Source organism: Nocardioides carbamazepini (assembly GCF_024614185.1).
Lineage (GTDB): Bacteria > Actinomycetota > Actinomycetes > Propionibacteriales > Nocardioidaceae > Nocardioides > Nocardioides carbamazepini.
This window is the reverse complement of the sequence record NZ_JAHTLF010000008.1, coordinates 318945-333682: the sequence shown is the minus strand read 5'-3', so window position 1 is coordinate 333682 and position 14738 is coordinate 318945. Positions and strand designations below refer to the sequence as shown.

Genomic DNA, 14738 nt, shown 5'->3' with positions numbered 1-14738 from the left:
GCCAAGGAAGTGGAACGTGTTCTAGATTGCTCGGGTGACCGACACCAGGACGCGTTTCGACGACCTCCGCGCGGCCGAGCATGCGGCTCCCGCCGACCTCGACGCCCTCTGGGCCGATCTCGCGACCGTCCGGGTCGACGAGATGCTCGGGGCCTGGCGCGGGGGCGACTTCGCCACCGGGCATGTCGCGAGCACGGTGCTGAAGCAGGTGCGCTGGCACGGCAAGCGGTTCGACGGCCCACTCGCGGCGGTGCCGCTGGTCTGCCGTGACGAGAACGGGGAGCTGTACTCCAACCTCGACGCCGGGGGCGGAGGCGAGGCGTCGCTGTGGCCGGTCGGCTTCCGCGGCGAGGTCACCGCGACGATGGTCTACGACAAGATGCCGGTCCTCGACCACTTCAAGAAGGTCGACGCCCGCACGGTCATGGGCATCATGAACGGGAAGCTGGCCGGCACCTTCGGCATCGACGACCTCTACTACTTCTGGTTGGAGCGTGACGCATGACCACCCCACCGAGTTCTACGCTTCCCCCGCTGCGCTCCTCCAGCGCACAACTCGTCGGGGACCCCGGATGAGGACCACCGCATTCCTCGTCGAGGAGCCCGGAGGCGACTTCGTCGTCGCCGACGTCGAGCTCGAGGAGCCTCGCGACGACGAGGTCCTGGTCCGGATCGTCGCGACGGGTCTGTGCCACACCGACCTGACCGTTCCGGCCATGCTGCCGCAGGAGATGCTGCCGACCGTCGTGGGCCACGAGGGCACCGGCGTCGTGGAGAAGGTCGGCGCCGCGGTGAGCGGCATCGAGGTCGGCGACCACGTCGTGATGAGCTTCCGCTCCTGCCGCTCGTGCGGCCCCTGTCAGGCAGGCGACGTCGGCTACTGCGAGCAGTCGCTGCTGCTCAACTACATGGGCATGCGCGCCGACGGCTCGACGACCATGACACGTCGCCGTGACGACGGGGAGACCCAGACCGTCTTCGGCAACTTCTTCGGCCAGTCCAGCCTGGCCCGGCACGCCCTCGCCTACGCCGACAACTGCGTCGTCGTCGACAAGTCCCTCGACCTGACCCGCCTGGCCCCCTTCGCGTGCGGCTTCCAGACCGGCGCCGGCACCGTGCTCAACGTGCTCAGGCCGACGCCGGGCGACAGCATCGTCGTGTACGGCGCCGGCGCGGTCGGTCTGGCCGCGATCGCAGCGGCCAGGGGCGCGGGAGTGGAGACCGTCGTCGCCGTCGACCCGGTCGCCGCGCGCCGTGAGATCGCCGAGGAGTACGGCGCCACGGCCGTCGACCCCGCGGAGGAGGGGGCCGCACCCGTCGAGGAGCGAGTCCGGGAGCTGACCGCCGGCGGGGCGTCGTACGCGATCGACACGACGGCCATCGCGGCGGTCGTGCTCCAGGCCCAGCGCTCGCTGCGCCCGCGCGGGATGCTGGTCGCCCTCGGGCTCGGCGCGCCGGAGTACACCATCGACGCGATCGACCTGCTCCAGTCCGGCAAGATCGTCCGCTCCTCGATCGAGGGCGAGGCCGACCCGTTGGTGACCATTCCCGAGCTGATCGCCCTGCGCGAGGCGGGGAGGTTCGACGTCGACCACCTCGTGACGACGTACCCGTTCGAGAAGATCGCGGACGCCGTGGCCGACTCGAAGGCCGGCACCGTGGTCAAGCCCGTGCTCGTGTGGGGGGAATAACCACGACTGTGCGACGATTGGGCTAGTCGAACACCGACCTGACACACCTGGAGTGAGCATGAGCGACAGCTGCTGCGGAGGCGGCCACAGCCACGAGGCCTCCGGCGGGACCACCACGGTCGCCGCACCGGTGGACTACGAGCGCCGTGAGGACCAGATCAACCTGAGCCCGGTGGCGGCCACGAAGGTCAAGAGCCTGCTCGAGCAGGAGGGTCGCGACGACCTGTCGCTGCGCATCTCGGTGCAGCCTGGTGGCTGCTCGGGCCTGCGCTACCAGCTCTTCTTCGACGAGCGGACCCTCGACGGCGACGTCATGACCGACTTCGACGGCGTGGGCGTCGTGGTCGACCGGATGAGCGTTCCCTACCTGAACGGCGCGGTCATCGACTTCGTCGACACCATCGAGAAGCAGGGCTTCACGATCGACAACCCGAACGCCACGGGTTCCTGCGCCTGCGGCGACTCGTTCAACTGAGGTGTTGAGTCGTCACTTTTGACCCGTTGAAACGTCAGAAACGGCCCCGGAGATCCGGGGCCGTTTCTGACGTTTCAACGGGTCAAAAGTGACGACTCAACGCTAGTCGAGGTGCAGGTGGAGCGCGTTGGCGAGGCGCTGGGCGGCCTCGGAGATCTCGATGTCGCGCTTCGGGACCTCGCGGGGGAACTCGTCGAAGTGGATGCTGGGCGCGGGGCGGGTGGCCTTCACGGCGGCGGCCTGGAGGCGGCGGCTGACGGCCTGGCAGTCCGCGTGCAGCTCGGCGGGGGTGGCGATCTCCTCGTAGGGCATGTCCTCGACGCTAGGCGTTACTTTCCGGTAGACCCAGAGGGATCGGCGTCACCGCGGCTACGGCTCGGTTAACCTTCCGTATCGTGACTGCACCCACGGGCTCCCTCCTGATCGCCGGCTCGATCGCGACCGACCACCTGATGACCTTCGGCGGCAAGTTCGCCGACTCCCTGGTCGTCGACCAGCTGGACAAGCTGTCGGTGTCCTTCCTGGTCAACGACCTGGAGATCCGGCGCGGCGGCGTGGCCCCCAACATGTGCTTCGGCCTGGCCCGGCTCGGCCTCCGGCCGGTGCTCGTCGGCGCGGCCGGTGAGGACTTCGCCGACTACCGCTCCTGGCTCGAGCGCAACGGCGTCGACTGCGACTCCGTGCACATCTCCGAGAGCAAGCACACCGCGCGCTTCGTCTGCACCACGGACACCACGATGGCGCAGTTCGCCTCCTTCTACCCCGGCGCGATGAGCGAGGCCAGCCAGATCGAGCTGTTCCCGATCGTCGAGCGCGTCGGCGCGCCGACGTACGTGCTCATCGGCGCCGACGACCCCGACGCCATGAAGCGGCACACCGAGGAGTGCCGTCAGCGCGGCTACGCCTTCATCGCCGACTGCTCCCAGCAGCTCGCCTTCGCCGAGGGCGACCTGATCCGCGACCTGATCGACGGCGCCGCGATCCTGTTCTCCAACGAGTACGAGTCGCACGTGATCGAGAAGAAGACCGGCTGGAGCGGCGAGGAGGTGCTGGCCCGCGTCGGCCTGCAGGTCACCACGCTCGGCAAGGACGGCGTCCGGGTCACCTCCAGCGACGGCACGTCCTTCGAGGTCCCGGCCGCCAAGGACGTCGCGGCGCTCGAGCCTACCGGCGTCGGTGACGCCTTCCGAGGAGGCTTCCTCGCCGCGCTCTCGTGGGGCACGTCCCTGGAGCGGGCCGCCCAGGTCGGCTGCGTCCTGGCCGCCTACGTCGTCGAGACGGTCGGCACCCAGGAGTACGACTTCACCCACGAGCAGTTCGTGGCGCGGATCCGCGACTCGTACGGCGCCGAGGCGGCCGACGAGGTCGCCAAGCACCTCGGCGTCTGATCCTCGCCCACCGGTCAGCTCAGCCGTCGGACGACATAGCGGGGCGCGCCGTCCGCGGCGCGCTCCTCGCCGACGTACTCCTGCCCCCGCATCCGGCACCACGCCGGCACGTCGTGCCGCGCCGCTGGGTCGCGGGCGACCACGGCGAGCAGGTCGCCCACGGCGACCGAGGGCAGCGCCTTGGCGAGCTCGATGATGGGCCGCGGGCAGGGCAGGTCGCGGCAGTCGATCTCGGTCGTCGGGGCGCTCACAGGCCGGCCTCGGCCCGGATCCGGTGGACCTCCTCGGTCAGGGCGGCGCAGAACCCCTCGACCTGGTCGGCGGTGGTCTCCCTGCCGAGCGAGACCCGCACGTTGCCGTGCGTGAGCGCGCCCATGGCGGCCAGCACGTGGCTCGGCTCGAGGGTGGACGCCGTGCACGCGGATCCGCTGGCGACGCCGAAGCCGCGGCGAGCGAGCGCCGAGACGATCTCGTCGCCGCCGACGTAGAGGCAGGAGAAGGTCACCAGGTGGGGGAGCCGGGCGACCGGGTCACCGACCACCTCGGTGTCGGGCAGGGCGGCGGCCGCGGCGCGGATCCGGTCGACCAGCGCGAACTGCCGGACCGCGACCTCCTCGCGCTCGGCGAGCACGGCCTGCAGGGCCGCCGCGGCGGCCAGGGCGGCCGGGACGTCCGGGAACCCGCCGAGCTGGTCGAGCCCGTCGTCGCCGGGGAAGGGATTGGTCCACCTGGTGCCGCGCCGCACGACCAGCACGCCGACACCGGCCGGCCCGCCCCACTTGTGTGCCGACGCCGTCAGCGCGTCCCAGCGCCGGGGGAGCGGCACGTGGCCGACCGCGGCGGCGGCGTCGACCAGCAGGGGTACGCCGGCGGGCAGCTCGACCTCGTCGACCGGCTGCAGCGTCCCCACCTCCTGGTTGGCGGCCTGCAGCGCGACCGCACCCACCCCGGGCCGGTCCGCGGCCGCGGCCAGGTCGGCCGGGTCGACCCGGCCGGTCACGTCGACGGCGACGCTCGCATGCGCGGAGGACGACCGCCACGCCACGGCGTGCAGCACCGAGGAGTGCTCGACCGCGCCGTGCACGATCCCGTCGCGCCCGGTCGCCGTGGTCAGGCCTAGCAGGCCCCGGTGCACCGCCTCGGTGCCCGAAGCCGTGAAGCCGACCTCGTCGGGCCGGGCATCGAGGCACTCGGCCACCACGGCGCGGGCGTTGTCGAGGAGCAGCCGAGCGTCGCGTCCGGCCGCGTGCAGACGACGCGGATCGCCGTACCCGCGGTCCACGGCGGCCAGCAGTGTCTCCCGCGCTGCCGGGTGGAGCGGTGTCGACGACGCCGAGTCGAGGTAGACCTCGCGAGGGCTGCTCACGCCCCGACCCTAGTTGAGGCGCCCTTGTACGCTCCGGCCCCGCCCGGCCCGCATCGATGCCACGCCCCACGCGCCCCGGAAGACCCACCCCGCGCCCCGGTCGAGGTCGCCCTCCGCTAGTGTTCGCAGTGGTTCTGACCCTCGAGAGGAAGGCTCGTTCGTGGGCTGGTGGCACCCCGAGCGCACGCGTGGCGCGCAGCGACGTTCGCGTCGCGCGATCCCGCTCGCCGGTTTCGTCGTACTCGCGCTCGCGCTCTCCGGCTGTTCGACCGATACCCAGTGGGAGCGGTTCGGCATGCCGGAGATCAAGTCCGAGCAGGGCGAGCACATCCTGCAGCTGTGGCAGGGCGCGTGGATCGCCGCGCTGGTCGTCGGCGTGATCACCTGGGCGCTGATCATCGGTGTCCCGATCTGGTTCCGTCGTCGTAGCGACGACGAGGTTCCCGTGCAGACCCGCTACAACCTGCCGATCGAGATCTTCTACACGATCTTCCCGGTCATCATGGTCATCGCGTTCTTCGCGCAGACCGTCCGGGTGCAGAACATCGCGCTCGAGCACGTCAACCCCGACGTCGTGGTCAAGGTCGTCGGCCAGAAGTGGTCCTGGACCTTCAACTACCCCGACTCGGTCGAGACCGACGAGGGCACCAACGTCTACGTCTCCGGCACCGGTGAGGACATCCCGACGCTGGTGATCCCGGTCGACAAGACCGTCGAGTTCCAGCTCTACAGCCCCGACGTCATCCACAACTTCGGCATCCCGGCCTTCGCGATGCGCATGGACGTCGTGCCCGGCAACGAGAACTCCTACCAGGTGACGCCGACCGAGACCGGGACCTACGCCGGCAAGTGCTACGAGCTCTGCGGTGCGTACCACTCGCGGATGCTGTTCAACGTCAAGGTCGTCACCGCGTCCGAGTACGACGCCTACCTGGCCGACCTCGCGACGGATCCCGCGCACATCTCGGAGGAGCCCGTCGTGGGTGGCAAGTACTCCACCGAGCTCATCACCGACGACGAGGGAGAGCACGAGTGACTACTCTCGCGCGTTCCGCGGACCTGAGCCAGCGCAAGCCGCTGGGCCAACAGCTCGTCCGCATCATGACGACGACCGACCACAAGCTGATCGGCAACCTGTACTTCGGCACCGCCATGGCCTGGTTCATGGCGGGCGGCCTCATGGCGCTCCTCATCCGGTCCGAGCTGGCCTACCCGGGCAGCCAGATCGTCAACGAGGAGCTCTACAACCAGCTCTTCACCATGCACGGCACGATCATGCTGCTGCTGTTCGCGACCCCGCTGTTCTTCGGCTTCGGCAACGCGATCATGCCGCTGCAGATCGGCGCCCCCGACGTGGCGTTCCCGCGGCTGAACATGTTCAGCTACTGGCTGTACCTCTTCGGCGGCCTGATCGTCGGCGCCGGCTTCCTCACCCCGGGCGGCGCCGCCTCCTTCGGCTGGTTCGCCTACACGCCGCTGTCCGACTCGGTCAACAGTCCCGGCGCCGGCGGCGACCTGTGGATCATGGGCCTGTGGATGGCCGGTCTCGGCACCATCCTCGGCGCCGTCAACTTCATCACCACGATCATCTGCATGCGTGCGCCCGGCATGACCATGTTCCGGATGCCGATCTTCGTCTGGACCGTGCTGATCACCGCGATCCTGGTGCTGATCGCCTTCCCGATCCTCGCCGGTGCGCTGCTCTCCCTCGAGGCCGATCGACAGCTCGGGGCGCATGTGTTCGACACATCGCACGGTGGCGCCATCTTGTGGCAACACCTGTTCTGGTTCTTCGGGCACCCAGAGGTCTACATCATCGCGCTGCCGTTCTTCGGCATCATCTCCGAGATCCTGCCGGTCTTCAGCCGCAAGCCGATCTTCGGCTACGTCGGCCTGGTCGGCGCGACGCTCGGCATCGCGATCCTCTCGGTCGCGGTCTGGGCGCACCACATGTTCGTCACGGGCGCGGTGAACCTACCGTTCTTCTCGGGCATGACCTTCTTGATCGCGGTCCCGACAGGCGTGAAGTTCTTCAACTGGATCGGCACCATGTGGGGCGGATCAGTACGCATGGACACACCCATGCTCTGGTCGATCGGCTTCCTGACGACGTTCCTCTTCGGCGGCCTGACCGGCATCATCCTGGCGAGCCCGCCGCTGGACTTCCACGTCTCCGACTCCTACTTCGTGGTGGCGCACTTCCACTACACGGTGTTCGGCACCGTCGTGTTCGCGATGTTCGCGGGCTTCTACTTCTGGTGGCCCAAGCTCACCGGTCGGATGCTCGACGAGCGGCTCGGCAAGATCCACTTCTGGCTGCTGTTCATCGGCTTCCACACGACCTTCCTCATCCAGCACTGGCTGGGCATCGAGGGCATGGCCCGTCGGTACGCCGACTACCTGCCCAAGGACGGCTTCACCACGCTGAACCAGATCTCGACGATCGGCGCGTTCATCCTCGCCTCCTCGATGCTGCCGTTCTTCTACAACGTCTACGTCTCCCGCAAGGGTCCGCTCGTCAACACCGACGACCCGTGGGGCTGGGGCCGGTCGCTGGAGTGGGCCACGAGCTGCCCGCCGCCGCGCCACAACTTCCACTCGATCCCGCGGATCCGCTCGGAGTCGCCGGCGTTCGACCTCCACCACCCGGAGATCGCCGCCATCGAGATGTACGACGAGCCGGTCGCCGCGGGCCCCGGTGCCAAGGAGGTCGACGCCTGATGAAGGTCGAAGCATGGATCTTCGGCGTGACCACGATCTTCCTGGTCCTGGTCAGCCCGGCCTACTGGTTCATCACCGATGCCAGCGACGAAGGTCCCGACTGGACCGGCACCTCGGCGCTGGTCATGACCACGCTGCTGTGCGCGATGGTCACCCTCTACATCGGGTTCCACGCCAACCGGATGGACGCCCGGCCGGAGGACCTCAAGGACGGCGAGATCGCCGACGGTGCCGGCGAGCTCGGCTTCTTCCCGCCGTACTCCTGGTGGCCGCTGTGGTGCGCCGCGACCCTCAGCGTGATGGTCTTCGCGATCGCGGTCCTGGCGTGGTGGCTGTTCATCATCGGCATCGTGCTCGGCGCCATCGCGCTGACCGGCTGGCTCTTCGAGTACTACCGGGGCGAGTACGCGCACTGATATATGGCGCGAGCGCGTCGGCGGTGTGACACCGCCGACGTTCGCGTAGCCGGGATTCGGCGGATCCGGCAGGTACCCTCGTTCGGTGCCTTCCCCGTCGACACACCTCCGTCCGCGTGCCCTGCGTGCCGCCGCCGTGCTGGCAGCCGTGGCGCTCGTCGCGGCCGGCTGTGACGGCTCGGGCCTGGTCCCCGGCGCCGGTCCCGGCGACGACGAGACCACCGCCGCCGCTGCCTCCGAGGCCATCGTCACGACCAATGTCGACGACGCGGCGACCGGCGTACCGGTCGACAAGGTGGTCAAGGTCAAGGCGGAGAAGGGCACGCTCTCCTCGGTCGTGCTCAAGTCGAAGGACGGCCGGGTCGACGGCGAGCTCCGCGCCGACGGCACCCGCTGGACCTCCGCCGCCGGCCTCGAGCCCGGCGTCCGCTACCGCGTCCGCGCGGTCGCCGAGAACGCCGACGGCAAGCGCGTCGAGAGCGTCTCGTCCTTCACCACGCAGGCGCTGAGCCTGGACCAGCAGACCTACCCGTCGGTCGCCCCGCTGCAGGGCGAGACCGTGGGGGTCGGGATGCCGGTCGTTGTCACGTTCGACCTCCCGGTCGCCGATCAGGCGGCCTTCGAGAAGCACATGACGGTCACCTCGACCCCGGCCCAGCCCGGCACCTGGCACTGGATCAGCAGCACCGAGGCGCACTGGCGTCCCGAGGCCTATTGGCAGGCCGGCTCCAAGGTCAGCGTCGACGTCGCCGTCAACGGCGTCAGCGCCGGTGGCGGCATCTACGGCCAGGACGACCGGACGGTCGACTTCGAGGTGGGTGCCTCCCACATCTACAAGGTCAACGCGAAGACCCACCAGATGAAGGTCTTCGAGAACGGCAAGCTGCTGCGCACCATCCCGGTCACGACCGGCAAGCCCGGCTTCACCACCCGCTCCGGGGTGAAGGTGATCATGGAGAAGTACGACCAGAAGCGGATGAACTCCGAGACCGTCGGCATCTCCCGCGGCTCCGCCGAGGCCTACGACATCGACAACGTGAAGTGGGCGATGCGGCTGACCAGTTCCGGGGAGTTCATCCACGCCGCCCCCTGGTCCGTCGGCTCCCAGGGCCGCGCCAACGTGTCCCATGGCTGCACCGGCCTGAGCACCGACAACGCCGGCTGGCTCTATGGCATGACCCGCCGCGGCGACGTCGTCGAGTACGTCGGCACCGACCGCCCCATGGAGTCCGGCAACGGCTGGGGCGACTGGAACGTCCCTTGGGGCGAGTACGTCGCAGGGTCCGCCCTCAGCTGAGCCGCGCGGCATCGCCGCCGTCCGCTCCGAGAGGGAGCCAATCGGCACGAGCGCCGGGCGCTCGACACTAGACTCCGCCCGTGGAGGGGTTCGAGCAGCTGTCCGTCTTCTATCCCCGTGGGGTGCGGACCGGCGGCCCCGAGGCGCTCCACCAGCTCGTCGACGCCCTGCGATCGCTCGGGCACGACGCGGCCCTGGTCGCGATGCCGGGCACCGAAGGACGCCCTCGGGTGGCGGACTACGACCACTACGACGCTCCCGAACGCGAGGCGGCGCGGTGCGGGCCGCGGGATGCGGTCGTCACCCCCGAGGTCTGGGTGCCTCGGGCCGCCGTCGTCGGGTCGGCCACCTGGTTCTGCTGGTGGCTGAGCGTCGACAACTCGCCGGTCTTCATGGACGCGCGGCGCCGTCACAATGGCCTGCTCCTGAGCCGGACACCTGCTGCGGCGTTGCGGGCGCTTCCTCGGGCCACGGCGCGCCGGCTGCTGGGGCCGGCCAGGAGACGCCGGCTCGGTGCCGCCGTGCATCTGGCGCAGTCCGTCTACGCACGGGAGTTCGTCGCACGAGAGCTGGGCACGTCCGTCGGCCTGCTCTCCGACTATGTCACTGCGACGCCGGCGGATCGAGAGGGGCTGGTCGCGGACGGAGACGTCCCGGTGGTGTCGTTCAACCCCGCCAAGGGCGGCGAGGCCGTCGCGAAGGTGTCCGAACTGCTCACGACACCGGTGCGGTGGCTGCCCATCGCAGGAATGTCGCCGAGCGAGGTCGAGGATGCGTTGCGGCGCAGTGACGTCTATCTCGACCTGGGGAGCCTGCCAGGCAAGGACCGCATCCCACGCGAGGCGGCCCTCCACGGTGCCGTGACCCTGCTCGCCGCGCGGGGTGCGGGAGCGAACACGCAGGACTTCCCGCTGCCTGACGAGCATCGGATCCCGCTCGAGCCCGACCTGGTGCGGAACACCGTCGGCACCCTCCAGCAGGTGCTCGCCGACCTTCCCGGCCACGCCCGCCGCCAGCGGGCGTTCCGCTCCCACCTGGCGACGGAGCGGCGGAGGTTCGCCGACGAGGTGCGGACCGTCTTCGGCTCACCCGGATCGTCGCTGTGACGGCGTTGCCGACCCGCCGCGTCGTCGGCTTCACCATCGTGACGCTGTTGCCGGCGCTCGCCAGCCTGGTGTCGTTGCCCGTCCTCGCCCACGCGTTGGACCGGTCCGCCTGGTCAGGGCTCGCGGTGGGGCAGTCCGTGGGCGCGATGGTGAGCCTCGTCGCAGGCGGTGGCTGGGCGCTGACCGGGCCGAGCGCGGTGGCGGCCGCGCCGGCGCCGGCGCGGCGTGCGCTCTACGAGGCGAGTGTGCGCCTGCGTGTCATCGCAGCGGTGGTCGCGATCCCGCTGGGCATGGTGGTGACCTTCTTCCTGGTGGCCGACTCGACCCGGGTGCTGAGCCTGGCCGTGTGTGCTTCGACGAGCCTGGTGACGCTGAGCCCTCGCTGGTTCCTCGTCGGCCTCGGGAATGCGAAGGACGTGCTCAGGTTCGAAGCGCTCCCCGTCGTGGGTGCCCATCTGGTCGCGGCGGGGGTCATCGTCGCCGGCGGCGATCCGCTGGTCTATCCGGCAGCGATCGCTGCGGCCTACGTCGGCGCCGCGGCCGCCTTGGTCGTCGTAGTGCGGCGTAGGACAGGGAGGGATGCGTCGGTCCGGGTGCCCTGGCGCTCTCGGTGGGTGCCGACGGCCACCGAGGTGGTCGGCGGGGCCTACTCGGCGATCAACGTCGCGCTCGTCTCGGCCCACGTGTCCGTCGTGGCGCTGGCGGGCTACGCGTCGGGCTGGAAGCTCTACCAGTGGGGAGTGGTCGTCGTCGCGGGGTCCTGTCAGGCCCTCCAGAGCTGGGTCGCCGCCGACCCGGGCGAACGCCGGCAGCGGTTCCGGACCGCCCTCACCATCCATGCGGCCATCGGCGGACTGGGGCTGGTGGGATTCGTGCTGCTCGGCGGTCCGCTGAGCTCGTTCCTGTTCGGGTCGTCCCTGCAAGTGCCGGACGGCATCTCCCTGTGGTTCGGGGTGGCGGTGCTGTTCCTGTCCCTCAACTCCTCTCTCGGCCGGCACACCCTGGCCACGTCCGGTCGGGTGGACGCGGTCTTGAGAAGCACCCTCGTCGGCGCGATCTTCGGCGTCCCCGCGATCCTGGTCCTGGCCGACCGTCATGGGGCGATCGGTGGTGCTGCCGGGCTGGCCATGACCGAGGCGCTCGTATTCGCCTATCAGCTGGCGGTCGCCTGGCCGCTGCTGCGCGGGCCGAGATCTACCGCCGGGTGAGCCGGAACCCGTCGGACAGCCCGCGACGTACGTCCCACAGCCCCGCCGTGTTCCGGGTCCGCACCGCCCGCCGTCCGACCTGCAGCAGGACGCGGGCGGTCCCGATCCAGCCGGCGGCACCGAGCGCGAACTTGCGGCTGAAGTAGAGCCGGTTGCGCATCGCCCAGTACGCCGGCATGCCTTGGGTGGTCTGTACGGCCCGCGACCGGTTGGACACGCGGATCTGCCACCCGGCCTGTCTGAGGCGCAGGTGCAGGTCCACCTCCTCCAGGTAGAGGACGTAGGTCGGGTCGAAGCCGAAGGACTCGAGCAGCGCGCGACGGTAGAGCACGAGTGAGCCGTCAAGCCAGTCGACCGTCGCGAAGGGCTCCTCGGGTCGGTCCGGCGCCCGCCGGTGACGGGCGACCAGACCTCGTCCGGCCAGGACACCCCCGGCCGACCAGATGCGGGCATCCGGCGCCTCGGACTCCCACAGCACGGGCCCGATCGCGGCGACTCCCGGCTCGGCGAGGCCGCGGACCAGTTCCGCCACCGTCCCGGGTTCGACGACGACCTCGTGGGTGGCGACCAGGATCGAGGTCAGTCCCACGCGTTCGCGCGACAGCCAGGCCACGCCCGCGTCGACCGCGGCGCCGTAGCCGTCATTCGCGGTCAGGAGGAGCTGGACACCGGCGAGCTGGTCCCTCACGGTCTCGATGGAGCCGTCCTCGCTGTTGTCGACGACGAGCAGGTGGTCCGGCGCGACGCCGGCGGCGACCAAGGAGGCCACGGTACGCACGAGGGTGTCCGTGCTGCGGTGATGCACGACGACACAGCCGAGGTCTCGCTGGGTCATGCCGTCGTGATCGGTCATCGGCCGACCGCCTCGGCGACCGCGTGTGCGTAGTCGGCGGCCACTCGGTCCCAGCCATGGTCGGAGGACGCTGAGGCAAGCCCTCTCCGCGAGCACTCGGCATAGAGAGCGGTGTCGCTCAGGAGTTGCGCCACCGCTGTCGCGACGGCGGCCGGAGTGACGGCCGACGCCACGACCCCGCATCCGGTGGCGTCGACCTGCTCGGCCAGGCCTCCTACGGGTGTGGCGACGACCGGGACGCCCTCGGACAGGGCGATCGACAGCACGCCCGACTGCGACGCCTCGCGGTAGGGGAGGACCAGGACGTCGAAGCTGTCGACGACCTGGTTGGTCAGCTCCTCGCTCACCCAGCCGGGCTCCCACGCGACGGCGTGACCGGCATCGACGAGTCCGCCCGGGACGGAGCCGTCGCCATGGACCCGGGTGACGACCTGGACCCCGCGCTCCGCCAGCAGCGTCGAGGCGGCGACCAGGAGATCGAGGCCCTTGTAGGGGAGGATCCGGCCGAAGAACCCGAGGACCGGTGGATCGTGCCTCGGCGCGGAGCGGGCCGGCACGTCGGCACGGTCGCCGAAGGCACCGTGGACGGTCACGAACACGGGAAGCCGGTGGCCCCGGCGTTGACGGAGTTCGGCAGCCACGGTCTCCGAGAGGGCGACGACGGCGTTCGCCCTGCGGAGCTCCGTGGCGCGCGCCCAGAGCTTCACGATGTGGTCGTCGCCGACGTGCGGTGTCGCGTCGTGGACGGTCACGACGAGCGGAGTCCGGCGGGGTAGGAGGAGGCTGATCGCGAGTGAGTGCCACAGGCTGTACATCGAGGTCACCACGACGTCGGCGTCGACCGCCCGGAGGAAGCGGCGGAATCTCAGGACGTTGGCGACGAGGCGGGGCAGGCCGAGGATCGCTCCCCAGGCGCCGGTGTAGGTCTTGACGGCGAGCCGTCGTACGTCGAGCGCCGCGATGGCGGCCTCCCTCTCCGTACCGGCGACATGGGAGATCGCCACCCGGAGGTCGGTTCGTTTCCGGAGGGCACGGCCGAGCTCGTAGGTGAACCGCGGTCCGGCCCCGTTGCGTCCCCAGTGCAGGAGGACGACCGAGAGGCGCTGCTCGCCGGGCGGCGGTGGGTCCAGGCTGTGCTCAGGCAACGCCGTACGCCTCCAGCAGCCGGTCACGCTGGATCTCGGGTGAGTGCTCGATCAGCGCGGCGTCCCACAGGCTCCGGTTCCGGTCGGCGCGAGCGTGGGACGGGGCCAGGAGCATGTCCTCGGCCAGGGTGGCGAGCTCACGCGGGCTGCGTCCACGCAGGGCCGCCGGGAGGTGGTGGAAGGCGGCGATGTCGCGGACCAGGATCGGCAGTCCCATCCGGTGCGCCTCGAGGATCGACATCGGAAAGCCCTCCCAGGCAGCCGTGTGGAGGTACAGGTCGGCCGACGACAGCAGGTCGAGCACGCGGTCGCGCGTGACCCAGCCCGTCACCTCCACACCGGCCGCCTCGAGTCGGGCGACGTCCGCTGAGTCTCCACCGCCGATCCAGAGGCCGCGTACGCGGCGTCCGCGCTGCCCGAGGTCGCGTAGCGTCGCGAGGAAGAAGTCGGCGTCCTTCTGAGCGGATACGCGTCCGAGGGAGACGACCACGGGCCGCTCCGCGTGTCTAGCCCGTTCGGCGACCGGGGCATCCCGCACGATGTTCGGGACGTGAACGGCCCGACGGCAGGTCCGCCAGGCCTGTGCCGCGCGGACCTCGCCGGTCGAGCAGCCGGCGATCACGGTGGTGTTGATCGCCAGCGCCCATTCGACGAGGCGATACCCGCGCCGCGCCGTCGCAGAGATGTCGGTGCGCTCGAACACGAAGCAATGAGGGGTGTAGACGACCCGCGCCGGTCGTCCCGCACGGAGCGCCAGGCGGGCGAAGAGTCCGGCGAAGCTGGAGTGCGCGTGGACCACCTCAGGCGACAGTGTCCGGGTGGCCTTGCGCACCGCGCCGATGCTCCTGACCCGTGACCGGGGCAGGTCGGTGACGCTGGTGAAGAGGACCTCTTCGCCGAAGGGCACGTAGTCCTCGCGGATCCGCCGCAGGAGATGGTGTTCGAGGTCGGGGGTGCTCCGCACGTACTGGGCGGCCGCGGTGAGCGACCCGCTGCCGTAGCTCTCGATGACGTGGAGCACGCGGACCGGTGGTGTGGATCCCATCAGTCTGCTCCTCGCCTGTCCTTCCCC

At 70.3% G+C, this 14738-nt stretch carries 16 protein-coding genes; 10 read left to right on the top strand and 6 right to left on the bottom strand.

Features of this window, described 5'->3' with window-relative positions; all coding sequences use genetic code 11:
• Positions 1-34: 34 nt before the first annotated feature.
• The 3 genes from KVF89_RS30345 to erpA all read left to right on the top strand — a co-directional run bounded on the left by KVF89_RS30345 (position 35) and on the right by erpA (position 2166).
• The gene (locus KVF89_RS30345) at positions 35-505 is read left to right on the top strand and encodes a DUF4334 domain-containing protein (protein WP_257423613.1); all 471 of its coding nucleotides are present in this window, start codon (positions 35-37) and stop codon (positions 503-505) included.
• Between the two features lie 67 nt (positions 506-572).
• Positions 573-1691, top strand: a complete 1119-nt coding sequence (locus KVF89_RS04130; RefSeq protein ID WP_257423611.1) for an NAD(P)-dependent alcohol dehydrogenase — start codon at positions 573-575, stop codon at positions 1689-1691.
• Positions 1692-1749: 58 nt separating this feature from the next.
• Positions 1750-2166, top strand: coding sequence for an iron-sulfur cluster insertion protein ErpA (gene erpA / locus KVF89_RS04125; RefSeq protein WP_257423609.1), 417 nt, complete (start codon positions 1750-1752; stop codon positions 2164-2166).
• 102 nt (positions 2167-2268) lie between these two features.
• Here the strand turns inward: erpA and KVF89_RS04120 are convergent, their stop codons facing one another.
• Positions 2269-2478, bottom strand: coding sequence for a hypothetical protein (locus KVF89_RS04120; protein WP_257423608.1), 210 nt, complete (start codon positions 2476-2478; stop codon positions 2269-2271).
• Between the two features lie 140 nt (positions 2479-2618).
• Here KVF89_RS04120 and KVF89_RS04115 point away from each other — a divergent pair, with 140 nt between their 5' ends.
• The gene (locus KVF89_RS04115; RefSeq protein ID WP_257423841.1) at positions 2619-3554 is read left to right on the top strand and encodes a carbohydrate kinase family protein; all 936 of its coding nucleotides are present in this window, start codon (positions 2619-2621) and stop codon (positions 3552-3554) included.
• Positions 3555-3568: 14 nt separating this feature from the next.
• On the opposite strand, the gene KVF89_RS04110 is transcribed toward KVF89_RS04115, so the two are convergent.
• The gene (locus KVF89_RS04110) at positions 3569-3805 is read right to left on the bottom strand and encodes a sulfurtransferase TusA family protein (RefSeq protein ID WP_257423606.1); all 237 of its coding nucleotides are present in this window, start codon (positions 3803-3805) and stop codon (positions 3569-3571) included.
• Positions 3802-4920, bottom strand: coding sequence for a cysteine desulfurase family protein (locus KVF89_RS04105; RefSeq protein WP_257423604.1), 1119 nt, complete (start codon positions 4918-4920; stop codon positions 3802-3804). Before KVF89_RS04105 ends, KVF89_RS04110 begins: the two co-directional genes overlap by 4 nt.
• 160 nt (positions 4921-5080) lie before the next feature.
• Between KVF89_RS04105 and ctaC the strand changes: the two genes are divergently transcribed.
• The 6 genes from ctaC to KVF89_RS04075 all read left to right on the top strand — a co-directional run bounded on the left by ctaC (position 5081) and on the right by KVF89_RS04075 (position 11668).
• Positions 5081-5956: an aa3-type cytochrome oxidase subunit II gene (ctaC, locus tag KVF89_RS04100; protein ID WP_257423602.1), complete on the top strand. Its 876-nt coding sequence runs from the start codon at positions 5081-5083 to the stop codon at positions 5954-5956.
• Positions 5953-7641, top strand: a complete 1689-nt coding sequence (ctaD, locus tag KVF89_RS04095) for an aa3-type cytochrome oxidase subunit I (protein ID WP_257423600.1) — start codon at positions 5953-5955, stop codon at positions 7639-7641. The genes ctaC and ctaD overlap by 4 nt, the downstream gene beginning before the upstream one ends.
• Complete coding sequence (locus tag KVF89_RS04090) at positions 7641-8057, top strand: cytochrome c oxidase subunit 4 (RefSeq protein WP_257423599.1); 417 nt, start codon at positions 7641-7643, stop codon at positions 8055-8057. Before ctaD ends, KVF89_RS04090 begins: the two co-directional genes overlap by 1 nt.
• A gap of 85 nt (positions 8058-8142) precedes the next feature.
• Complete coding sequence (locus tag KVF89_RS04085) at positions 8143-9354, top strand: L,D-transpeptidase (protein ID WP_257423597.1); 1212 nt, start codon at positions 8143-8145, stop codon at positions 9352-9354.
• Between the two features lie 80 nt (positions 9355-9434).
• On the top strand, positions 9435-10460 hold the full coding sequence (locus tag KVF89_RS04080; RefSeq protein WP_257423596.1) for a hypothetical protein: 1026 nt from the start codon (positions 9435-9437) through the stop codon (positions 10458-10460).
• Positions 10457-11668 carry an MATE family efflux transporter gene (locus tag KVF89_RS04075; RefSeq protein ID WP_257423594.1) on the top strand — a complete coding sequence of 404 codons (1212 nt, stop codon included), beginning with the start codon at positions 10457-10459 and terminating at the stop codon, positions 11666-11668. Before KVF89_RS04080 ends, KVF89_RS04075 begins: the two co-directional genes overlap by 4 nt.
• Here KVF89_RS04075 and KVF89_RS04070 read toward each other — a convergent pair.
• From KVF89_RS04070 to KVF89_RS04060, 3 genes are read right to left on the bottom strand one after another with little or no spacing between them, the layout of a single operon-like run.
• A complete protein-coding gene (locus KVF89_RS04070) occupies positions 11655-12521 on the bottom strand; it encodes a glycosyltransferase (protein WP_257423592.1) in 867 nt (288 codons plus the stop codon). The genes KVF89_RS04075 and KVF89_RS04070 overlap by 14 nt on opposite strands.
• Complete coding sequence (locus tag KVF89_RS04065; RefSeq protein ID WP_257423590.1) at positions 12518-13666, bottom strand: glycosyltransferase family 4 protein; 1149 nt, start codon at positions 13664-13666, stop codon at positions 12518-12520. The genes KVF89_RS04070 and KVF89_RS04065 overlap by 4 nt, the downstream gene beginning before the upstream one ends.
• On the bottom strand, positions 13659-14711 hold the full coding sequence (locus tag KVF89_RS04060; protein WP_257423588.1) for a glycosyltransferase: 1053 nt from the start codon (positions 14709-14711) through the stop codon (positions 13659-13661). The genes KVF89_RS04065 and KVF89_RS04060 overlap by 8 nt, the downstream gene beginning before the upstream one ends.
• Between the last annotated feature and the right edge of the window lie 27 nt (positions 14712-14738).